Below are 21986 nucleotides of genomic sequence, written 5' to 3' on the forward strand. Positions count from 1 at the left end.
TTCCCTTGGAACGGCCGGTCATGAATGATCCCGTTCAAGGCGGCCGGCAATTCGCATTCCTGCTGGTCGACAAGTTCTCCATGTTCTCGCTGGCCGCCGCGATCGACACGTTCCGTTCGGCGAACCGGCTGCTCGGCCGCGATTTCTACGGCTGGACGACGGTATCGGCCGATGGCGATCCGGTGATGGCGTCCAACGGCTTGCCGCTCAAGATCGACTATGCGGTTGCCGACCTTCCGCCGGTCGACATCCTCTTCGTCTCGGTCGGGCTGACCACGGAGTTTCCCGGCAAGAGCAAGGTTCTGGCGGCGCTGCGCAGCTGGGGCCGGCGCGGCAATGCGCTCGGCGCGCTGTCGGTCGGATCCTATTTGCTGGCCGAGGCCGGCCAGCTCGACGGCTATCGCTGCACCATCCATTGGGAGAACCGCGCCGGCTTCGTCGAGCGCTTTCCCGACATCAACTGCACTGGCAACGTCTTCGAGATCGACCGCAAGCGCTACACCTGCGCCGGCGGCACCACCTCGATCGACCTGATGCTGGAGATCGTGCGCGGCGACTTCGGCTCGAACCTCGCCAATGGCGTCGCCAACCAGTTCCAGCACGAGCGCATCCGCTCGGCCGGCGACCGCCAGCGCGTCGGGCCGGAGCGCGATCTCACCGGCAAGTCGGAGAAGCTCAGGCGCATCGTCGAGCTGATGGCCGACCATCTCGACGAGCCGCTCTCGGCGGTGCAGCTCGCCAAATCGGCCGGCCTTTCGGTGCGTCAGGTGGAGCGTTTGTTCCTGCGCCACCTCAACGTCACGCCCGGCCGCTACTACATGCGGCTGCGGTTGGAGCGGGCGCGCGAATTGTTGCGCCAGACCAACATGCCGATCCTCGATGTGGCGATCGCCACCGGCTTCACCTCGCATTCCTATTTTGCCCAGAGCTACCGGCTGCAGTTTGGCCGCCCGCCTTCCGAAGAGCGCCGCACCACCTACTAAGCCGCGGACAAGCCGCGTCCGGGCTTGTGTCCCAGGGTGGGCTCAAATAGCTTCAGCCGGCGGACGGGGCGGCTACTCAGGAGATTTTGATGGCGGGACTTGCACGGAGCGTCGCTGCGGCGTTTCTCCTTTTGTCGATGACGACATTCGGCTTTGCCGCAAACAAGCTCATCATCATCCTCGACGCTTCAGGGTCGATGTGGGCGCAGATCGACGGCAGGCCCAAGCTGGAAATCGCCCGTGAGTCGCTGAGAAGCGTGCTGCAATCGGTTCCCGCCGACGATGAACTCGGTTTCATGGCCTATGGCCATCGCAAGAAAGGCAGTTGCGAGGACATCCAGCTGATCGTACCGCCGCAGGCCGGCTCGGCGAGCGCGATTTCGGCCGCGGCCGACAGCATGAAATTCCTCGGCAAGACGCCGCTGACATCAGCCGTCAAGCAGGCGGCCGAAGCGCTGAAATACACCGAGGACAAGGCGACCGTCATTCTCATCACCGACGGGCTCGAGACCTGTGGCGGCGATCCTTGCGCGCTTGGCAAGGAACTCGAATCGTCCGGCGTCGATTTCACAGCCGACGTTGTCGGCTTTGGCCTTACGGCCGACGAAGGCAAGCAGATCGCTTGCCTCGCCGACAACACCGGCGGCAAGTACATCCAGGCGTCCGACGAGAAGGCGCTGCGGCAAGCTTTGGTCGAAACCGTCGCCGCACCGGCGCCGTCACCGCCCCCCGCGCCGGCGCCGGCAACCGAACCGGCGCCAGCGCCAGCGCCTGCGCCGGAGCCTGCAAGGCCTGCTTTCAATTTCCAGCCGACCGTGGTGATGGCCGAAGGCGGCGAGCCGATCACCGACGGCAATGCCTGGGAGATTTACAAAGCCAACCCCGACGGCTCGCGCGGCGAGTCCGTCACCACCGAATATGGCAGCTATAGCGGCAAACTCGATCCCGGCGACTATATCGTCGTCGCGCGCGACGACGAAGCCAAGGTCGAGCAGAAGGTCAAGATCGAGGCCGGCCAGGTCCAAAAACCGCTCTTTATCCTGAACGCCGGCACATTGATCATTCACCCGCATGCCAGCCAGGGTGCCGAGATCAGCAGCGAAGCCCGCGTCGATTTCGCCTATCCCGGTGGCAGCACCACCCATTACGGCGACACCCAGGCCATCGTGCCGGCGGGCGAACAGAAGGTGACGGTGCAGATCGGTGCCGGCACGGTGACGGAAACAATCCAGCTCGCCGCCGGGCAGACCGTAGAAAAGGACGTCGTGGTCGGCGTCGGCCAGGCCATGCTCAATGCCTACTATACGTCTGGCGGCGAGAAGGCCGACAATTCGGCCATCGGCTTTGAGATCGTCAAGGCGAAGAAGAAGATCGACGGCAGCCGCGACAGCGTCGAGCACTCCTATGGGGCCGACAGCAAGTTCTGGCTGCCGCCCGACGACTATGTGGCGGTGACAACGCTCGATCTCGCCGTCGTCGAGCAGCCTTTCAGCATCAAGCCCGGCGACAGCCAGGACGTGAAGGTCGTGCTCGATGCGGGCGTGCTCGCAATATCGGCGCCCGGCGCTTATTCGATTGAGGTGTTTTCGTCGAAAAAGGACATCGATGGCAAGCGCAAATCGCTCGGCTTCAACTACGGCGACAACTGGCAGCAGACGATCCCGGCCGGCGATTATGTCGTCGTCCGGCATATGTCGGATGAGGGTCATGACAAGGAGATGCCGGTGACAGTCAAGGCCGGCGAACGGGCCGAGATCACGGTTCAGTAGGGTTTGGTTGTCAGCAACAGAAAGGGCGGCCCACGAGCCGGCCTACCAGGCTGGTCACGATTGGCGAACCGTCAAGTTAATCAACGACACCTACGACATTCCGGCCGTGCTGAAAGCTCGACCATGGCCGAGATGCGATGAATGTGCTGCCCGAAATCGCCGGCGCTTTAGCCGGCCGAGCGAAGGTTTACCCAGCGGCTCCAGTTACCATACCGAGCGCTTTGAGCGCCTTTCCTCTGTAGGTTTGTCGCGCTCCTAAAACCCTCGACATTTCACGAGTGAAAAGGGATTTGCGATCTATACGGAAATCCCGTATGATTGTAGCCCATGCCGCAAGACAGGTTCGACTCTGCCAAGGATGCGGCCATCCGCGAGAAGCACAAATTACCGCTAGCCTTTGGCGATCGGATTTTTGAGGACGACAACCATCTGATTATCCCCTCCATCCGAGAGATCGACGGCGAGGAACGGTTCAAGGTGGTCGGCATCGTCGGGGAGAAGCTGTTCACCGGGGTCTTCGTCTGGCGGGGTGAACAGCCCCGCTTCATCTCAGTGAGAAGGAGCAACAAGGGTGAAGAACGAGCATATCTCGCTACCTGCTGACCTGGCTGACGCCGAAGACTTCGACGTGACGGCCGAGGCGATGGACCGGGGCCAGCGCGCCCGCCTGATCCGCAAGACGAGGACCGGGCTTGGCCTGTCGCAGTCCGAGTTCGCCAGCCGCTTCCGGGTTCCGGTCGGCACGCTACGCGATTGGGAGCAGGCGCGGGCAACCGCGCCGGATTTCGCTATCGCCTATGTGCGCGTGATCGGTCAGCATCCGGACATGGTGGCGAAGGTCGTCGCATAGCTGGCGTTGCCGAGGAGCTTCGGCTTGCATGTCGTAGGTTTCGGCAGCTTCGCGAATTTGCCCATATGGCGAGCTGGCAAAAAATCGCGATTTTGTGGTGATTCGGAGGAATCATGAACAGCGAGCGTACGCCGCCAGCGGAGAGCAGTTGCATTCCAGAAGCACAGTGGGACGAGTTATCTACGGAAAGCCTTGCGCTTTGCCCTTTCGGCCACGTCCGATTGTCAGAAATCCTAATCTTCGCAACAAAATAACCGACTTTGACGACGATCCCTGCGACAAGCAAGTAATCCACATTTCAGCTACGGCCAAGTAATCCACATTTCAGCTACGGCGGCCAGGAGCCGTCCCTTTTCATTGCAGCGCGAATTCCGCTGCGTCGGTTCCAAACGCGCTGGCCCCATGGTCGGCTCGACCCACCAGCTGCCGGAATCCGGCGAAGAGCTCACGGCCAAAGCCGAACTCATTGCCGATGAGATCGGCTTCCGCCGTCCGACGCAGCGCGAATTCCGCTGCCGGTACCAGCACTTCAAGCGTGCCGGCATCGGCATCCAGCCGGATGATGTCGCCGTCGTGGATCCTGGCGATCGGGCCGTCCTCGACCGCTTCCGGCGTGACATGGATCGCCGCCGGCACCTTGCCGGAGGCGCCGGACATGCGCCCGTCCGTGACCAGTGCGACGCGCTGGCCGCGATCCTGCAGGATGCCGAGCACGGTGGTCAGCTTGTGCAGTTCCGGCATGCCGTTGGCCTTCGGTCCCTGGAAGCGGATGACGGCGATGAAGTCGCCGGTAAGCGTGCCGGCCTTGAAGGCCTCGTTCAGCCCTTGCTGGCTGTCGAACACCTTGGCCGGCGCCTCGATGATGCGCCGCTCCGGCTTCACGGCCGAAGTCTTGATGACGGCGTGGCCGAGATTGCCCGAAAGCACTTTCAGGCCGCCTGTCGGCTGGAACGCTTTCTTGAACGGCGCCAGCACCTTTTCGTCGCCGCTCGCGCGCGGCGAAGCTTCGCGCACCACATTGCCGTCAGCGCCGAGCCTTGCCTCGACCGCGTAAGGCCGCAGGCCTTCGCCCCATACCGTCTGCACATCTTCATGCAGCACCCCTTCGTCGAGCAACTCGCGAATGAGAAAGCCGAGCCCGCCCGCGGCGTGGAAATGGTTCACATCGGCAAGCCCATTGGGATAGACGCGCGCCAGGAGCGGTACCGCTTCCGAGAGGTCGGAAATATCCTGCCAGGTCAGCGCAATGCCTGCGGCTGCGGCCATGGCGATCAGATGAATGGTATGGTTGGTCGAGCCGCCGGTCGCGTGCAGGCCAACCACGCCGTTGACGATCGAACGCTCGTCGATCATCCGCCCGACCGGCGTATAGGCGTTGCCAAGCGCGGTGATCGCCAGCGCCCGCTTGGTCGCCTCGCGGGTCAAGGCATCTCGCAGCGGCGTGCCCGGATTGACGAAGGAAGCGCCTGGCGTGTGCAGGCCCATGATCTCCATCAACATCTGGTTGGAGTTGGCCGTGCCGTAGAAGGTGCAGGTCCCCGGTCCATGATAGGACTTCGACTCGGCTTCCAGCAGTTCGGCGCGGCCTGCCTTGCCCTCGGCGTAGAGCTGGCGAACCCTGGCCTTTTCATCGTTGGGCAGGCCTGTCGTCATCGGCCCGGCCGGAATGAACACCGCCGGCAGATGGCCGAAGGTCAGTGCCGCGATCACCAGCCCGGGCACGATCTTGTCGCAGACGCCCAGATAAACGGCGGCGTCGAACATATTGTGCGACAGGCCGATCGCGGCCGCCATGGCGATGACATCGCGCGAGAACAGCGAAAGCTCCATGCCCGGCTGCCCCTGGGTGACACCGTCGCACATCGCCGGCACGCCGCCGGCAACCTGGGCGATGCCGCCGGCCTCCCGCGCCGCTTCCTTGATCAGCGCCGGGAATGTCTCGAAGGGCTGATGCGCCGACAGCATGTCGTTGTAGGAGGTGATGATACCGAGGTTCGGCACCTTGTCGGCACCCAGCGCCACTTTCTCCGAGGGGCTGCACACGGCAAAGCCATGGGCAAGATTGCCGCAGGACAGCACCGCCCGGTTGGCGGTCTGGTTCGATGCGCTGCCGATGCGGCCGAGATAGCGCTCGCGGCCCGGCTTGGAGCGTTGGCGGATGCGCTCCGTGATGGCTTCGATGTCGCGTCTGGCGGTCATGGTGTCGGTCCTTTCAGGCGATGGTCCCGGAAACATCCTCCCGCCATTACCGGGACCGCAGCAAGTTGAAATCAGGGTGCCCAGAAAACCTCTACGGGCCGGGGCGATGCGTCGAGCACGGCGCGGATAGGCTTTCGCGGCCCGGCACTGGTCGCGCCGTCGAAGGCGGTGCGTTTGTCCTCGCCCTCTATGTGCAGCGCCAGGAAGCCGGCATCGACGATGCGCGCCAGCGACAGGGTCAGCCGCGGCTCGCCGGCGCTTGCCGCATGAACCGGCAGCACGATCCTGTGCGAGGACGGGTCGAGCAATTTCGCCAGATCGTCGGCGTCGGGAAAGAATGAGGCGGTATGGCCGTCAGGTCCCATGCCGAGCACGGCGACGTCGAGCGGCCAGGGCAGGGACTGGAGCGCCGCATTGTCCGATCTCGCGGCATCCTCGATGCTGACGGCTTCATGATAGAGCGGCACGAACCGTGCCGCCGCAGCCGCGTTCTGCAACAGATTGGCGGCCACCAGTCCGGCATTGGAACGCGGCGAGGAGGCCGGCACGAAGCGCTCGTCGATCAGCGTCACCGCTACCTTGTCCCAGGCGATCGGTATTCCCGACAGGGCAGCAAAGAATTTTGCCGGCGTCGTGCCGCCGGAAACGGCCAGTAACGCCGTGCCGCGCGCCGCGATTGCCTTTGCCAGCCGGTCGGCGACGCGGCCGGCCAGCGCAGCCGCCAGTTCCGTGCGGTCGGAAAAGCCATTCCAGTTGTAGCTGGCGCTGTTCAATTGCTCTCGTGCCATGTCCGCCCGTCACGTTCGATCAGCGCTATCGAGGCCGAAGGTCCCCAGGTGCCCGCCGTATAGCCCTGCGCCTCCTGCCTGGCGCTTTCCCAGGCGTTCTGGATCGGGTCGATCCACCTCCACGCGGCCTCGACCTCGTCGCGGCGCATGAACAGCGTCTGGTTGCCGCGCACGACATCCATGATCAGCCGTTCATAAGCGTCCGGCGCGCGGCCGTCGAAGGACTGCGCGAAGCTCATGTCGAGCGAAATCTGCCGCAGCCGCATGCCGCCCGGACCCGGGTCCTTGATCATGATGAATTGCTTGACGCCTTCGTCGGGCTGCAGCCGGATGACCAGCTGGTTGGCGAAGATCGGCCCGGCGCTGTCGCCGCCGAAGATCGAATGCGGGATCGGCTTGAACTCGATGACGATCTCCGAGACCCGGGTTGCCAGCCGCTTGCCGGTCCTGAGGTAGAACGGAACGCCTGCCCAGCGCCAGTTGCCGATCTCGGCCTTGATCGCGACGAAGGTTTCGGTGTTGCTGTCCTTGCCGAGCTCCTCGACATAGCCTTTCACCGGCCCGCCTGCGGAAGCGCCGGCGCGGTATTGTCCACGCACCGTGTGCTTCGGCGCCTCGTTGCCGTTGATGCGCTTGAGCGCGCGCAGCACCTTCAGCTTCTCGTCACGCACGGCGTCGGCGTCCATCGACGATGGCGCTTCCATGGCCACCAGGCAGAGCAGTTGCAGCATATGGTTCTGCACCATGTCGCGCAGCGCGCCGGCCTTGTCGTAATAGGTGACACGATCTTCCAGGCCGACGGTCTCGGCGACGGTGATCTGCACGTGGTCGATATGGGCGGAATTCCACAGCGGCTCGTAGAGCGCATTGGCAAAACGCAGCGCCATCAGGTTCTGCACCGTTTCCTTGCCGAGATAATGGTCGATGCGGAAGATCTGGCTTTCGTGGAAATCGTCGCCGACCAGATCGTTGAGCGTTTGCGCCGAAGCGAGGTCGCGGCCGATCGGTTTCTCCAGCACGATGCGCGAATTCGGCGTGATCAGATCGTGTTCTTTCAGCTTGTGCGAGATGTCGCCGAACAGCGCCGGCGCCACCGCCAGATAGAAGGCGCGGATGCAGTCGCTGTCGCCGATCGCCTTCTTCAGCCTGTCGAACCCCGCGCCGCTCGTGGCATCGGCCGGGACATAGGAAAGCCGCGCCAGGAAGGTTTTGAGCTCCTTGGGATCGATATCGGCCGCCTTGACGTGGTCGGAAATAGCCTGCTTGGCGAAAGCCCGAAATTCGTCATCACTCATCTTCGAACGCGACGTGCCGATGATGCGGGTTGGCTCGGAAAATTGATGGTCGCGCTGGCGATAGTAGAGCGACGGAAGAAGTTTGCGTTCCGACAGGTCGCCGGTGCCACCGAAAATGATGAAGTCGAAAGGGTCGACGGGGATGATCTGGCTGGTCATGGTCTATCCGCTTTGACGCCGGTCGCGAGTACGCGGCTGATATATTCTAATCGATTTAAATTTTCCAGTGCCATGGTGTCACATCGACGACCGATCGCTACATATTTGCGTCGGTCCAGATGTGCGCTTGACACTGGCACCAAGCGAAGGCTTGTCGGCAAACGACAACTCCGCCAAGCCTTCGCAGTTGCAGCATAGGACGTGAATGTGACGAAAGCTAAGGGAGAATCAGCGCTTTGCCTGTCGTGGCACAGGCCATGATGCCGGCAGCCCACGGTAAAAGCCACGCGATGAACCCAGGGAGCGGAAAAACATGCGTCTGAAGGACAAGGTCGCCATCGTCACCGGGGCCGCTTCGGGTTTCGGCGAGGGCATTGCCCGTCGCTTCGCCGAGGAGGGCGCCAGGATCGTCGTGGCCGACCTCAATGCCAAGGGCGCCGAACGCGTAGCCGGCGAGATCGGCGAGGCGGCGATCTGGACCCAGACCGACGTTTCGCAGCGCTCCGAATTCGACGAGATGGTCCATGCCGCCAAAAGCGCCTTCGGACGTATCGACATCATGGTCAACAATGCCGGGTTCACCCATCGCAATGGCGACATGCTCGAAGTCGACGAGGCGACGTTCGACCTGATCACATCGGTCAACATGAAGGCCATCTATCATGCTGCCCTTGCCGTCGTGCCGATCATGGAGCGGCAAGGCGGGGGCGTCATCCTGACCACGGCCTCCACCGCTGGCCTGCGCCCTCGGCCCGGCCTCACCTGGTACAACGCCTCCAAGGGCTGGGCGATCACCGCCACCAAGTCGATGGCGGTGGAACTCGCGCCGAAGAACATCCGCGTCAACTGCCTGTGTCCGGTGGCCGGCGAGACCGGCATGCTGGAAAAATTCATGGGCGCCGATACACCTGAAATCCGCGAGAAATTCCGCGCCTCGATCCCCCTCGGTCGGCTTTCGACCCCGCTCGACATCGCCAATGCGGCACTGTGGCTGGCATCCGACGAGGCCGTCTTCATTACTGGCGTTGCGCTGGAGGTCGACGGCGGGCGCTGCATCTGACGCACACCGTCATCGCTGCGCCAAAGATCGGCTCGGCCGTGCCTGCCTTAATCGTGGCGCTGGTGCGTCAGGCGCCGGTCTTGATGTAGGTTTTGTAGACCCAGCCTGTCTTGCCGTTGTAGACGATCTGGCACCAACGCTTGCAGCTCATCACTTGCACCGAGGTCTTGGCGGGCACCGTGACGATGGCGGCCGCATTCTTCTTCGGGCCGCTACGCATAGTCACGGCCCTGAGGATGCGCCCGGTGCCAGCCGCGGCCGCTTTGCGCGGTTCGGCCTTGCTGTCGTCATCCTGCGCGGCAGATTGCTGCGACGCTACTTGTGGTTGCGCGGCCGGAATGGCGGCGGTCTGCGCGCCATCGGGACTGCTGCCCGCCGCCGGGGCCGGTGCGGCGACCTTGGCGAGCTCGGTGGCGGCGTCGGTGTCGGCAGCGGGTTGCGCGAATGCCGCCGCCGCCGGCTTGTCAGGCGTCTGCCCGGCCTTGCTCGCCGACTGGCCGGAAGCAGCCGGTGCGGTCTTCGATTGGGAGGCGGTCCAGCGCGGATCGTTCGCCGCGAGCGCCGGAATGGCGGCTTCCGAGACAGCCACGGTCGGCGAGACCTGGTCGGACTTTCGCGCCGCTTGCGGCACCGCCGCCGCGGCTACCGTGATCCCCGCCGGCGCGATCTTCGTCGTCTTCACCGGAACGGCCGGAATGGCTTGCCCTGGATTGGCAACCGCTTGCCGCTCGTTCGCCGGCAACGCCAACCACAGTGCCACCGCGGCCACGCCGAGCAGCGCGGCCGTGCCGACCGCGGCAATCACCAGATGCGAGTTCGAACGGACTTCCTGCCAGAATGACGGGCGCATGTCGTAGCCGAACTGCATGGCAAAGCGCCGACGTTCCGGAGCACCGAAACTGAAGGGCTCTCTCACTCTTGCCACCTCCATAAGGGGCCGATGTTCTTCGATCAAACACCGCAATGCGTGCGTCGGTCGCACCGGTCCCAAATCAAACAGCGGGCGGGCCCGCAGAAAATCCCCGTCTATATTCGCCTAGAGATTGCACTTTTTGCCCGCGATTGTGGCATCAGTGCGCCATTGCTGAAGATTCTGCAACGCTTGGATGTCGCGGCCCCCATGATATTACTCAACAATTGTTAAATCCTGTCGCGCAACGCGAACCAGTTGAGCGCCAGGAAAAGCAGCGGCGCGCGCAAGCGCCGGCCACCGGGGAACGGCGGAATCTTCAAATCCTCGATCAGCTTTAGCCGGTCGCGGTTGCCGGCTACCGTTTCGGCATAGAGCTTGCCGAAGAAGTTCGACAGCATGACGCCGTGGCCGGAATAGCCGCCGGCCGAGATCACATTCGGCATCACTTCCCGCACGAACGGCTTTCTCGGCACCGTGATGCCGACATAGCCGCCCCAGCCATGCGTGATTTCGACGTCCCTCAGTGCGGGATAGAGTTCCGCGATCTGGCGGCGGATATGGATATGGATGTCCTTGGGGTCGTTGACGCCGTAGACCTCGCGTCCGCCGAACAGCAGCCGGCCATCCCTCGACTTGCGGAAGTAGCGCACGACGAAGCGGGAATCATCGACGGCCTCGCCGCCCGGCAGCACGTTCGAATCCGCTCCAAGCGGCACGGTCGCGCCGATGAACGAGCCGATCGGCATGATGTGCGCGGCACTCACCGGTTCGAGCGTGCCGCCATAGGCATTGACCGCGATCAGGCATTTCTGCGCTGTGATCGTCCCCCTGGCTGTCGAAACCTTCACCGTGCCGCCGCTCGAAACAATGCCGGTCGACGGCGTCGCTTCGAACAATCGTGCGCCGGCCTGTGCCGCCGCCCGCGCCGTGCCGATCACCAGTTTCATCGGATGGATATGGCCGGTGCCGGTGTCGCGCGTCCCGCCGAAATAGGCTGTCGAGCCCAGCCGCTGCGCAGTTTCCGTCGCGTCCATGAACGAAATGTGCGGATAGGAGAAGCGGCTGGCCATGATCTCGGCATGTGCCTTGTAGTCGTCGACATAGCGCGGCTTGTGCGCAACCGAGAGCTGGCCCGGCATGTAGTCGATATCGATCTGGTTGGCGGCGGCGAATTCGAGCAGATGCACCTTCGCCTCCTCGGCGAGGTCGAACAGTGCCTTGGCGCGGGAAAACCCGTACTCGGCCTCCAATTCCTCGGCCCAGGCGCGCTGCCCGGTGCCGAGCTGGCCGCCATTGCGCCCGGAAGCGCCGTCTCCGAAGCGATACGCCTCGATCAAAACCACATTGGTGCCCGCCTTGGCCAGATGCACCGCCGCCGACAAGCCCGTGAAACCGCCCCCAACGATAACGACGTCGCAGCTCCGGTCACCGTCCAGCGCCGGATACTCGGGTCGCGGGCCGGCCGTGTCCTCGTACCAGGAACGGCCGGGGGAGATCGGGGATTGGTAGGGCATGATGCTCACGGAGTAGGGGAGTAGGGGAGTAGGGGAGTAGGGGAGTAGGGTAGGCTATTCCGGGGACAATTTGCGGATCAAAAGCCGCAAGAGCTTCCCCACACTTTCGGTGCTGGCCAACAACGACGCTGTCGCCGCCTGCGAGGCGATGCAGTCCGCTCAGCGATCAGAAGTTGAGTTTCCAGCTCCTTCAATGATCCCTGGGCGATGCGAAGAAACTGTTGGTAGGATCCTCGAATTTCTCTACATACCCCTCAGCTATATTTGCCGGCACCGAGCTTGCGGAACGGCGGACTTGGCTGGTCAATCCATAAAGTTCCTCCTTGGGCCATGATTTTGTGGAGCTGTAAACTGCCACAGCAAGATCCATTGCCTGCTGCCAAACAAGCAAGTCCTTGTAAGAGCCTGTCTTTTCGGCCATTCATCCCTACTCCCCTACTCCCCTACTCCCCTACACATTCAGCAACAAATACTCCCTCTCCCAAGGACTGATCACTTCCATGAACGTCTCGAATTCCGCCCGCTTGATCGCCGCATAGGTCGCGGCGAAGGACTTGCCCAAAAGCGCGCAGAGTTCCTCGTCCCCCTCGAACAGGTCGACGGCTTCGAGCAGGCTGCGCGGCAGGTCGATCTCGTCGGCATTGGCGGTGGTCAGCACCGGAGGTTCGGCCTTGATCTTGTTGGTGATGCCGATCAGCCCGCAGGCGAGCGAAGCGGCCATTGCCAGATAGGGATTGGCGTCGGAGGAGGGGATGCGGTTTTCGACGCGCCGCGCCGCCGGATCCGAGCGCGGCACGCGGAATGCCGTTGTGCGATTATCGTAGCCCCATTTGTTGTTGACCGGAGCCGAGGCGGACTGCGTCAGCCGGCGGTAGGAATTGACGTAGGGCGCAAACATGACCAGCGCGTTCGGCACATGCTTCTGCATGCCCCCGATGAAATGGAAGAAGTCCTCGGTTTCCGAGCCGTCCTCGGCCGAGAAGATGTTCTTGCCCGTCTTCTTGTCGATGATCGACTGATGGATGTGCATGGCGGAGCCCGGCTGACCCTGGATCGGCTTGGCCATGAAGGTGGCGTAGATTTCGTGTTTCAGCGCCGCCTCGCGAATAGTGCGCTTGAACATGAACACCTGGTCGGCGAGTTCGACGGGATCGCCGTGGCGCAAATTGATCTCGAGCTGGCCGGCGCCCTCTTCATGGATGAGCGTGTCGATCTCCAGGCCCTGGCTTTCGGAAAAATGATAGATGTCGTCGATCAGCTCGTCGAACTCGTTGACGCCGGCGATCGAATAACCGGCGCCGCCGCCGATCGCCCGCCCCGAACGGCCGACGGGCGGCGTCAGCGGGTAATCCGGATCCGGGTTTTTGCGCACCAGATAGAATTCGATCTCGGGCGCCACCACCGGTTTCAGCCCGCGCCTGTCATAGGCGGCCAGAACACGCTTCAACACGTTGCGCGGCGTGAATTCCACCGAACGGCCGTCCTGGTGGACGAGGTCGCAGATGACGGCCGCCGTCGGGTCTTCCTCCCAAGGCACCACCGTCAGCGTCGACAGGTCCGGCATGAGCTTGAGGTCGCCGTCGTCCTCCGGATAATGGAAGCCGTTGCCGTCTTCGGGATAGCCGCCTGAGATGGTGGTCATGAATACGGCTGAAGGCAGCGCCAGCGAGGTGTTGGAGGTGAATTTCTTCGACGGCATCATCTTGCCGCGGGCAACGCCGGCCTGGTCAGGCGTAATGCATTCGATGTCTTCGATGCCGCGCCATTGCAGCCATTCGCTGACTTCCTTCCAGTTCTTCACACCACGCAGGTTTTTCACGAAGGCAGGCGTGCGGGCGCGCCCTCCGCGGCTCGACGGACGGACTTCCTTTTTTGCAGGCGGCATCATTCACCAGATTGGGTTGCGGATTTAGGAGTATAGCTGTGCCCGGCGACCGAAGGGAAGGGGAGCAGCCGGCATTGGCCGTTGCGGTTGAAAATCGCGGCTGCGAGATTAGGTTCAGCCTCGTTCACATACGAGAAGGCGTCGATGCAGAAGACCGGCGAACTGACCACCATAGGCTTCGATGCCGACGATACGCTGTGGCAGAACGAACAGTTCTTCCGCATGACCGAGAAGCGCTTTGCCGCCATGCTTGCCGATCACGGCGAAGAGGAACATATCTCGGCACGGCTGCTGGAGGCGGAGAGACGCAATCTTGCCGTCTACGGTTTCGGCATCAAAGGCTTCACGCTGTCGATGATCGAGACGGCGATCGAGGTCACGCAAGCTCGCGTGCCGGCTTCGGTCATATCGGAGATCCTCGGCGCCGGTCGCGAGATGCTGAGCCACCCGATCGAGGTCTTGCCGCATGCGCGCGAGACGGTGGAACGGCTCGCCGGCGCCTATCGCCTCGTGCTGATCACCAAGGGTGATCTGTTCGACCAGGAACGCAAGCTGGCCGGGTCCGGTCTTGGCGATCTGTTCGACGCGATCGAGATCGTCAGCGACAAGAACGCGGCTACCTATGCGCGCGTTTTCAGTCGCCATGGCGACGGCCCGGCCAGGAGCATGATGGTCGGCAATTCGCTGAAGTCCGATGTGGTGCCGGCCATCGAGGCCGGCGGCTGGGGCGTTCATGTGCCGCATGAATTGACCTGGGTGCTTGAACATGTCGAAGCGCCCATTGCCGAACCGCGCTTCCGGCAGATCTCCGATCTCGGACAACTGCCCGAACTGATCGAAAGCCTCGCCGGATAGGCTTGCTTGCCGCCTTCAGCGGTTGACCAGCCGATCAATCACCGGCTGCAAGCGCTCGGGCGTAATCGGTTTGGCCACCACCGCGTCGACGACGTTTGAAAGGCCAAGGCTCTCCGGCGTGCCGTTCTTGGTTGAAAGCAGTACCACCGGAGGGAGCGATTTACCCGAAGCCCGCCGCAACATCTCGATGCCGGGCATCAGAGTGTCGCAGTCCCTGTTATCGGCGCCGCCGTCCAGGACAATCACGGCCAGGACCAGCAAGCGCAAGGTCTTCGCCGCCATCTCGGGTGATTCCGAGATCGGCTTGAGCCCGGACCGCTCGACGATCTTGGAAATCACCACCCGATTGATCGGGGACTTGCCGACAACGAGCACCTGCGAGGTCTGGCGGATCGTCTCCGTGGCTGAATCGCGGGTCACCAGATTCGGATGTTTCGCGCTTTCGTCGTCACGCTTCACTGGGCACCCAAGTCAGCCAAGAAACTCGTCCCATTTCAATGCAGAGTTGAAATCAGGCGACAATTGGCGTGAGATCGCGGTCCCTGTCAAGCCGAAATAAAAAGCTGGGGAAAGCATTCCCGCAGCAGTCAATTCAAGCAACAGTACTGTACTGCTCTGTCCATTCCTTGGTTGCATGAAAATAAAATTCACCTGCGCATACACTGCGCAGGTGAGAGGCGGGCCTGCGCGATCTTCGATCAGCCATGGCTTTGCTGCGTGACGATGACCGGGATCAACAGGTCCCCCCAATTGCCGTCGCCGCCATGGTGTCGTGCCGAGCGCACCAGCTCGACCGAGACGCCGGCTTCCACCGCCTTCATCACCGACTGGTTGAGCCGGTGCAGATCGTTGGCCAGCATGCGGATCGTCGCTTGCTGGTCGATGCTCATCGTGGTCGACTGCTCTTCGGCCCGTTCCTTGACGCGGCTTATCGATGCCATTGGTCTTCTCCTTGCTGTATGCCCTTGGGCGTTTGCCGAGATCCCTGGTTTGCTATTCCGCAGCCGGTTTGAACTGGGCGTGCTCGGTCGATTCATGCATGGCCGTGGTCGATGACCGTCCGCCGGTGATCGCCATCGACACGGCATCGAAATAGCCGGTGCCGACCTCGCGTTGGTGCTTGGTCGCGGTGTAGCCGTTGGCCTCCGCCGCGAACTCGGCTTCCTGCAACTCCGAATAGGCTGCCATCTGCCGCTCCTTGTAGCCGCGGGCGAGTTCGAACATGCCGTAATTGAGCTGGTGGAAACCGGCCAGCGTGATGAACTGGAACTTGTAGCCCATGGCGCCGAGCTCTTTCTGGAACCTGGCGATCGTGGCGTCGTCGAGGTTCTTCTTCCAGTTGAACGAAGGCGAGCAATTATAAGCCAGCAGCTTGCCGGGGTGATGCCTGTGCACGCCCTCGGCAAATCTCCTCGCCTGCGCCAGGTCGGGCTTCGAGGTTTCGCACCAGATCAGGTCGGCGTGGGGAGCGTAGGCGACGGCGCGCGCGATGCAGGGCTCGATACCGTTCCTCACCTGGTAGAAGCCTTCCACCGTGCGGCCGGCGTCGTAGTCGACGAAGGGCTGGTCGCGCTCGTCGATGTCGGAGGTGAGCAGCTTTGCCGCTTCCGCGTCCGTGCGCGCCACGACCAGGGTGGGCGTGCCCATCACGTCGGCTGCCAGGCGTGCGGCATTGAGGTTGCGGATGTGGGCCGCGGTAGGGATCAGCACCTTGCCGCCGAGATGGCCGCACTTCTTTTCCGACGCCAATTGATCCTCGTAATGGACGCCGGCGGCACCTGCCTCGATGAACGCCTTCATGATCTCGAAAGCGTTGAGCGGCCCACCGAAGCCGGCTTCGGCATCGGCGACAACAGGTGCGAACCAGGTATCGACCGAAAGCCCCTTGCCTTCGGAGGTCTCGATCTGGTCGGCGCGCTGCAAGGTGCGGTTGATGCGCTTGACGAGTTCGGGCGCCGCATTGGCCGGGTAGAGCGACTGGTCCGGATACATGGCCGAGGCGGTGTTGGCGTCGGCGGCGACCTGCCAGCCAGACAGGTAGATCGCCTTCAGCCCGGCGCGCACCTGCTGCATGGCCTGGTTGCCGGACATGGCGCCGAGCGCGTTGACGAAGTCCTCCTCGTGGATGAGCTTCCACAGCCGGTTGGCGCCCATTTCCGCCAGGCTCTGGCGGATCTGCACCGAGCCGCGCAGTCGCGTCACATCCTCCGGCGAATAGGGGCGTTCGATGCCATCGAAGCGGCCCTCGGGGGCCGAGGGGACGAGGTTGTAAAAATCAGTCATGCTCTACTCCGGAGGATTGTTTCTTTGCGGCTCGGCGGCATTCCTCGCCGCGTTCGAATGTGACTGAATTTACAGTGCGAGGCGAAAAGAACCATGGAAATTGAAGAATCAGGCCATCAATAAGGGAAAATCTGTATTGTGTTTGACAGATGGGCGAGGTAAATTTGTAATTATTGTAAAAAATCGCATGGAAGCGTAGCAGCGACGGCAATGTAAATTCCTGTCAAGGAGCCCTATGGCCGACCAGAAGATATTTGCCGGGCCGCGTATCCGCCGCATCCGCAACGCCAAGGGCCTGACCCAGACGGCAATGGCCGAAGGCCTCGGCATCTCGCCATCCTATCTCAACCTGATCGAGCGCAACCAGCGGCCGCTGACGGTGCAGTTGATCCTGAAGCTGGCGTCCGTCTACAAGGTCGATCCGCATGAGCTGCAGGGCGAAGCGGGCGGCTCTGTTGCGGCCTTGAGGGAAGTGTTTGCCGATCCGCTGCTGGCTGACGAATTGCCGGGAGACCAGGAACTGATCGAGCTTGCCGAAGCCGCGCCCAATGCCTCCGCGGCCGTGATAAAACTGTTCCGTGCCTATCGCGAACAGGCCGAGCGCCTGTCCGATCTCAACGAGCTTCTTGCGCGCGAGGGGCGGGCGACGGCGCTTTCCAGCGCCCGCCTGCCGATCGACGAGGTGCATGAGAGTTTCGAGCGTCGGCCGAACCATTTTGCGCATATCGAGGAAGAGGCGGAAGCATTCACTTCGGTGCTCGATCCCGGCGATGATTTGTCTGCTGCGCTGAAGGGCTGGCTGAAGCGCGAATACGGCATCGTCGTCAAGGTGCTGCCGGTCGCCACCATGCCGAACTGGCGCCGCCGCTACGATCGCCATTCGCAGCGCCTGTTCCTGTCCGAGCGCCTGTCTCCGTTCGACCAGTTACGCGAAATGGCGATGGAGGCATGCCTGATCCGCATGACCGTCGCGATAGCCGGCGAGATCCAGGCGTTGAAACTGTCCACAGATGAGGCCCGCCGCCTCGCCCGGTTCGAACTCGGGCGCTACGCGGCGCATGCGCTGATGATGCCTTACCAGGCTTTCCACGCGGCGGCCGTTCGTGCCCGCTACGATATCGACGTGCTGCGCTCGCGCTTCGGCGTTTCCTTCGAGCAGGCGGCCAACCGGCTGACCACGCTGCAGCGGCAAGGCGCCTCGGCCGTGCCGTTCTTCATGCTGGAGATCGACAATGCCGGCAATCGCTTCCGCAAAGCCGGCAGCCTGGGCTTTCCGCAAAGCCGCTTCGGTGGCGCTTGTCCCAAGCTTCCCGTGCACGTCGCCTTCAGCCAGCCCGGCCAGATTTTTGTGGAAGCGGTGGAAATGCCCGACGGCGCCGAGTTCCTCTGCATCGCCCGAACGCTGGAGGGGCCGCAAGGCGCGTTCTCCGAGCGGCCGCGCCGTACTGCGCTGCTGCTGGGGTGCGACATCGGCTTTCGCGACGACATCGTCTACGGTGCGGCACTTCCCGGCCCGACGGCCGGAAAAGGCGGAGCTGGCGCGGTAGCGGCGACGCCGGTCGGGCCCGCCTGCCGGCTTTGCGAGCGCGTCGGCTGCCTGACGCGCGCCGAGCCGCCGGTGACGCGCCCGCTTGGCCTCGACGAGATGGTGACAGGCCTGAGCGCCTTCGATTTCCAGTGACGCTTCGCAAGGCGGACTTGCCACAATCGGCGCCGGTCTCTGGATCACGCCGGACCCGCGCCTTTGCGTTACGCGAATAAGGTACGTTTTTGTCGTCCCCTGCGCATTGTGCCGTTCTCAAACATCGACAGTCGTACCCATGACCGACACAGCATCATCGCCGATCGCTCGTTCATCGACCGTCCCGCAGCGGGAGGAGCGCATCGGCTTCCTGCTCGTGTTCCTGTCGGCATTGATGTGGAGTTTCGGCGGCACGATCGCCCGCTTCATCACCGCCGGCGACAGTTGGACGGTGGTGTTCTGGCGTTCCGTGTGGGCGGCCGCCTTCCTGCTCTGCTTCATGGTCTGGCGTGACGGCTGGCGCGGCATGCTGAGGTCGTTTCGCGGCATGGGCCTGCCCGGCCTTGCCGTGGGCTTCTGCTTCGCCACCGCGTCGACCTCTTTTGTCGTGGCGCTTGCCTACACCACCGTCGCCAACATCCTGTTGATGCAGGCCGGCGTGCCGCTGCTTGCGGCGCTGTTTGCCTGGGCGCTCTTTCGCGAAAGAGTGGCGGTCGCGACCTGGCTGGCGATTGCCGCCGTCATCGCCGGTGTCGCCATCATGGTGTCGGAATCGCTCGATGGCGCCGTTTCGCCCATGGGCGACGGGCTGGCGCTGCTGATCGCCGTCATGTTCTCGATCGCCACGGTCATCACCCGGCGCTTCTCCAGCGTGCGCATGACGCCGGCGACCTGCCTCGGCACGATCCTGGCGGCAGGCTTTGCCGCCTCGCAGGCTTCGGCCTTCGCCGTATCGGGCATCGACATGGGTTTTCTCTTCGTATTCGGGGTGGTCAATCTGGGTCTTGGCCTCGCCTTCTTCGCCACCGGCGCGCGGCTGATCCCGGCCGCCGTTGCCGCGCTGCTAGGCACCTTTGAGCCGATCCTCGGGCCGATATGGGTGTGGCTGATCCACTCCGAGGTCCCGTCGGGCCGCACCATCGTCGGCGGCGCGGTGGTGGTCACGGCGCTGCTCGTCCATATCGGACTGGAGTTCAAGCGACAGACGCGGCCAGTCAGGGCAGGGGTCACCGGCGTGCCGTCGCCGAATTGATGCGGCGCCCTAGCTTTGCCATTGACAAGTTCGCTGCCGCGCGGGCAGGCTGGGACCACGGCAACAACAAGACAGGCTTATCTTGCCAAGTCTCCCCGGCGACCCGATCGAGACCGGATCACATCCCAGTATTTCTGCCTGCGCGGCGGCGAAAGCTTCTGACGATGCGGCGACTCCTTCCAGCCCAGGACAGTGGCGCGCGAGCATCGCTTGCGACAGCCGGCGGCGCGGCAATTGGCGCTTGTCGCCTCCTGGAAAGCTCAATAGTCTGAAGCAAATGCCCGGCCGCGCGGATACTGCGACGCGCCGGCGATGGAACACTCACCAAAGGAGAATAGCATGATCCGCAAAGCGCTCTGGCTTTCGGCGACTTCGGCATTTCTGGCGCTCTTTACGCTCGGCGGCCACGCCGAGGACCGCGTCGTCAATGTCTTCAACTGGTCGGACTATATAGACCCCACGGTCATCGACGATTTCACCAAGCAGACCGGCATCAAGGTGGTCTACGACACGTTCGATTCCAATGAGATCCTGGAAACCAAATTGCTTGCCGGCGGCAGCGGCTATGACGTCGTCGTGCCGAGCGGCAATTTTCTTGCCCGCCAGATCCAGGCCGGCGTGTTCCAGAAGCTCGACAAGTCGAAACTGCCGAACCTCTCCAACATGTGGGACACGGTTTCGGAACGGACCGCCAAATACGATCCCGGCAATGAATATTCGATCAATTACATGTGGGGCACGGTCGGCCTCGGCTACAACATCAAGAAGGTGCAGGCAGCGCTCGGCACCGACAAGATCGACAGCTGGGACGTGTTCTTCAATCCGGAAAAGCTGGCCAAGCTGAAGGATTGCGGCGTCTATGTCCTGGATTCGCCGACCGACATCTTCCCGACCGCCTTCAAATATCTCGGCATCAATCCTGAGACCACGTCGCCGGACGATTTTGCCAAGGCCGAGGAATTGATGATGAAGATCAGGCCCTACATCAGGAAGTTCCATTCCTCCGAATACATCAACGCTCTGGCCAATGGCGATATCTGCCTGGCGGTTGGCTGGTCGGGCGACGTGTTCCAGGCGCGCAACCGCGCCGAGGAGGCCAAGCAGGGCGTCGAGATCGGCTACGCCGTGCCGAAGGAAGGCGCCGAAATGTGGTTCGACCAGATGGCAATCCCTGCCGATGCGCCGCATGTCGCCGAGGCACATGAGTTCCTGAACTATATGATGAAGCCGGAGGTGATCGCCAAATCGTCGAACGCCGTGCTCTATGCCAACGGCAACAAGGCTTCCCAGCAATTCGTCGACAAGGCGCTTCTGGAGGATCCCGCTGTCTACCCGGACGCCGCGACCTTGCAGAAGCTCTTTACGATCTCGCCCTACGATCCCAAGACCCAGCGCGTCATCACGCGCACCTGGACCAAAATCGTCACCGGTCAGTAGTCAGTCCGAGGAGGCCCGGCAGTCACCCTGCCGGGTCTCCTTCTTTTCGATGGGGCAAAACAGCAGCGGAGTGGCACATGAAATCGCTTGGCAGCATCCGCAGGGATTTCGCGCCTTGGAACGATCCGAACGCCAAGCCATACATTCAGTTCGACAACGTCTCCAAGAAGTTCGGCGACTTCACCGCCGTCAACAATCTCTCGCTGACCATATTCGAGCGCGAGTTCTTCGCCCTGCTCGGCGCCTCCGGTTGCGGAAAATCGACGCTGCTCAGGATGCTCGCCGGCTTCGAGGAGCCGACGGCCGGCCGCATCCTGCTCGACGGCCAGGATCTGCGCGGCATCCCGCCTTATCGCCGGCCGGTCAACATGATGTTCCAGTCCTATGCCCTGTTTCCGCATATGACTGTGGAGAACAACATCGCCTTCGGCCTCAAGCAGGAAGGGATGGCCAAGCCAGACGTCGAAAAGCGCGTCGCCGAGATGCTCAAGCTGGTCAAGCTCGAGCAGTTCGCCAAGCGCAAGCCGCACCAGCTCTCCGGCGGCCAGCGCCAACGTGTCGCGCTCGCCCGTTCGGTCGCCAAGCGGCCGAAGGTGCTGCTGCTCGACGAGCCGCTCGGCGCGCTCGACAAGAAGCTGCGCGAGGAGACGCAGTTCGAACTGATGGACCTTCAGCAGGAACTCGGCCTCACCTTCGTCGTTGTCACCCACGACCAGGAAGAGGCCATGACCATGGCCGACCGTATCGCCATCATGGACAAGGGCGAGGTCATGCAGGTCGCGACGCCGGCGGAAGTCTACGAGGCCCCGGCGTCGCGCTTCGTCGCGCATTTCGTCGGCAACGTGAACATGTTCGAGGGCAAGGTTGCCGAACGGACGGACAAGACGGCGCGCATCACCGGAGCGACCGGCGCCCAGATCCTCGTCGAGAATGCCGGCAATGCCGCCGCCGCGGGCGCCGATATCGTCTTCGCGATTAGGCCGGAGAAGATCAAGGTGTCGTCCAAGAAGCCGGCCGATGGCGTCAATGCGCTGGAGGGCGAGGTTTACGACATCGCCTATCTCGGCGACATGACCGTCTATCACGTCCGGCTGGACGACGGGCAACTCGTGCGGGCAAGCGCCTTGAACGCGGCGCGCATCACCGAGGACCCGCTGACCTGGAACGACCGCGCCTGGGTCTCTTTTCGGCCGGATGCCGGCGTCGTACTGACGCGGTAGGG

Annotated in this window: 21 protein-coding genes and 1 pseudogene; 11 read left to right on the forward strand and 11 right to left on the reverse strand. The window is 62.8% G+C overall.

Going from position 1 to position 21986, the window contains the following annotated elements; genetic code table 11:
• Positions 1 to 20: 20 nt before the first annotated feature.
• From FJ951_RS02455 to FJ951_RS02475, 5 genes and pseudogenes are all read left to right on the forward strand, one after another.
• The gene (locus FJ951_RS02455; protein WP_140501084.1) at positions 21 to 983 is read left to right on the forward strand and encodes a GlxA family transcriptional regulator; all 963 of its coding nucleotides are present in this window, start codon (positions 21 to 23) and stop codon (positions 981 to 983) included.
• 89 nt (positions 984 to 1072) lie between these two features.
• On the forward strand, positions 1073 to 2752 hold the full coding sequence (locus tag FJ951_RS02460) for a VWA domain-containing protein (RefSeq protein ID WP_140513380.1): 1680 nt from the start codon (positions 1073 to 1075) through the stop codon (positions 2750 to 2752).
• Between the two features lie 40 nt (positions 2753 to 2792).
• A pseudogene (locus tag FJ951_RS28680) lies at positions 2793 to 2994 on the forward strand (hypothetical protein); the annotation flags it as partial.
• 85 nt (positions 2995 to 3079) lie between these two features.
• Positions 3080 to 3355 (forward strand): BrnT family toxin, encoded by a 276-nt coding sequence (locus FJ951_RS02470; protein WP_140513382.1) that lies wholly within the window; start codon positions 3080 to 3082, stop codon positions 3353 to 3355.
• Positions 3324 to 3602, forward strand: coding sequence for a helix-turn-helix domain-containing protein (locus tag FJ951_RS02475; protein WP_140513384.1), 279 nt, complete (start codon positions 3324 to 3326; stop codon positions 3600 to 3602). The genes FJ951_RS02470 and FJ951_RS02475 overlap by 32 nt, the downstream gene beginning before the upstream one ends.
• A 354-nt stretch (positions 3603 to 3956) precedes the next feature.
• Here FJ951_RS02475 and edd read toward each other — a convergent pair whose 3' ends face one another.
• From edd to zwf, 3 genes are all read right to left on the reverse strand, one after another.
• On the reverse strand, positions 3957 to 5801 hold the full coding sequence (edd, locus tag FJ951_RS02480; protein ID WP_140513386.1) for a phosphogluconate dehydratase: 1845 nt from the start codon (positions 5799 to 5801) through the stop codon (positions 3957 to 3959).
• Positions 5802 to 5872: 71 nt separating this feature from the next.
• Positions 5873 to 6589: a 6-phosphogluconolactonase gene (pgl, locus tag FJ951_RS02485; RefSeq protein ID WP_140513388.1), complete on the reverse strand. Its 717-nt coding sequence runs from the start codon at positions 6587 to 6589 to the stop codon at positions 5873 to 5875.
• Complete coding sequence (gene zwf / locus FJ951_RS02490; RefSeq protein ID WP_140501096.1) at positions 6571 to 8043, reverse strand: glucose-6-phosphate dehydrogenase; 1473 nt, start codon at positions 8041 to 8043, stop codon at positions 6571 to 6573. Before zwf ends, pgl begins: the two co-directional genes overlap by 19 nt.
• Positions 8044 to 8356: 313 nt before the next feature.
• Between zwf and FJ951_RS02495 the strand changes: the two genes are divergently transcribed.
• Positions 8357 to 9103, forward strand: coding sequence for an SDR family oxidoreductase (locus FJ951_RS02495; protein ID WP_140513390.1), 747 nt, complete (start codon positions 8357 to 8359; stop codon positions 9101 to 9103).
• 67 nt (positions 9104 to 9170) lie between these two features.
• Here the strand turns inward: FJ951_RS02495 and FJ951_RS02500 are convergent, their stop codons facing one another.
• From FJ951_RS02500 to FJ951_RS02515, 5 genes are all read right to left on the reverse strand, one after another.
• Positions 9171 to 10019: an SH3 domain-containing protein gene (locus tag FJ951_RS02500; RefSeq protein ID WP_246671672.1), complete on the reverse strand. Its 849-nt coding sequence runs from the start codon at positions 10017 to 10019 to the stop codon at positions 9171 to 9173.
• Between the two features lie 224 nt (positions 10020 to 10243).
• Positions 10244 to 11530, reverse strand: a complete 1287-nt coding sequence (locus FJ951_RS02505; protein ID WP_140513392.1) for an FAD-binding oxidoreductase — start codon at positions 11528 to 11530, stop codon at positions 10244 to 10246.
• Positions 11531 to 11607: 77 nt separating this feature from the next.
• Positions 11608 to 11769 (reverse strand): four helix bundle protein, encoded by a 162-nt coding sequence (locus FJ951_RS29055; RefSeq protein WP_348642112.1) that lies wholly within the window; start codon positions 11767 to 11769, stop codon positions 11608 to 11610.
• Positions 11721 to 11951, reverse strand: coding sequence for a four helix bundle protein (locus FJ951_RS29060; RefSeq protein ID WP_348642111.1), 231 nt, complete (start codon positions 11949 to 11951; stop codon positions 11721 to 11723). Before FJ951_RS29060 ends, FJ951_RS29055 begins: the two co-directional genes overlap by 49 nt.
• Positions 11952 to 11981: 30 nt before the next feature.
• Positions 11982 to 13418, reverse strand: coding sequence for a glutamine synthetase family protein (locus FJ951_RS02515; RefSeq protein ID WP_181168616.1), 1437 nt, complete (start codon positions 13416 to 13418; stop codon positions 11982 to 11984).
• A 141-nt stretch (positions 13419 to 13559) separates the two neighbouring features.
• On the opposite strand from FJ951_RS02515, the gene FJ951_RS02520 reads away from it, so the two are divergent.
• Complete coding sequence (locus tag FJ951_RS02520) at positions 13560 to 14270, forward strand: HAD family hydrolase (RefSeq protein ID WP_140498531.1); 711 nt, start codon at positions 13560 to 13562, stop codon at positions 14268 to 14270.
• A gap of 15 nt (positions 14271 to 14285) precedes the next feature.
• On the opposite strand, the gene FJ951_RS02525 is transcribed toward FJ951_RS02520, so the two are convergent.
• The 3 genes from FJ951_RS02525 to aceA form a co-directional block, all read right to left on the reverse strand.
• Positions 14286 to 14729, reverse strand: a complete 444-nt coding sequence (locus tag FJ951_RS02525; RefSeq protein WP_140513394.1) for a response regulator — start codon at positions 14727 to 14729, stop codon at positions 14286 to 14288.
• Positions 14730 to 14968: 239 nt separating this feature from the next.
• The gene (locus tag FJ951_RS02530; protein ID WP_140498529.1) at positions 14969 to 15211 is read right to left on the reverse strand and encodes a hypothetical protein; all 243 of its coding nucleotides are present in this window, start codon (positions 15209 to 15211) and stop codon (positions 14969 to 14971) included.
• Between the two features lie 52 nt (positions 15212 to 15263).
• Positions 15264 to 16553 (reverse strand): isocitrate lyase, encoded by a 1290-nt coding sequence (aceA, locus tag FJ951_RS02535; protein ID WP_140498528.1) that lies wholly within the window; start codon positions 16551 to 16553, stop codon positions 15264 to 15266.
• Between the two features lie 235 nt (positions 16554 to 16788).
• Between aceA and FJ951_RS02540 the strand changes: the two genes are divergently transcribed.
• From FJ951_RS02540 to FJ951_RS02555, 4 genes are all read left to right on the forward strand, one after another.
• A complete protein-coding gene (locus FJ951_RS02540) occupies positions 16789 to 18234 on the forward strand; it encodes a helix-turn-helix domain-containing protein (RefSeq protein ID WP_140513396.1) in 1446 nt (481 codons plus the stop codon).
• A gap of 139 nt (positions 18235 to 18373) precedes the next feature.
• The gene (locus FJ951_RS02545) at positions 18374 to 19327 is read left to right on the forward strand and encodes a DMT family transporter (protein ID WP_140498526.1); all 954 of its coding nucleotides are present in this window, start codon (positions 18374 to 18376) and stop codon (positions 19325 to 19327) included.
• A gap of 339 nt (positions 19328 to 19666) precedes the next feature.
• Complete coding sequence (locus FJ951_RS02550) at positions 19667 to 20764, forward strand: polyamine ABC transporter substrate-binding protein (RefSeq protein WP_140513398.1); 1098 nt, start codon at positions 19667 to 19669, stop codon at positions 20762 to 20764.
• Positions 20765 to 20841: 77 nt separating this feature from the next.
• Positions 20842 to 21984: an ABC transporter ATP-binding protein gene (locus FJ951_RS02555; protein WP_140513400.1), complete on the forward strand. Its 1143-nt coding sequence runs from the start codon at positions 20842 to 20844 to the stop codon at positions 21982 to 21984.
• Positions 21985 to 21986 lie beyond the last annotated feature (2 nt).

Source organism: Mesorhizobium sp. B2-2-3 (assembly GCF_006442405.1).
Lineage (GTDB): Bacteria > Pseudomonadota > Alphaproteobacteria > Rhizobiales > Rhizobiaceae > Mesorhizobium.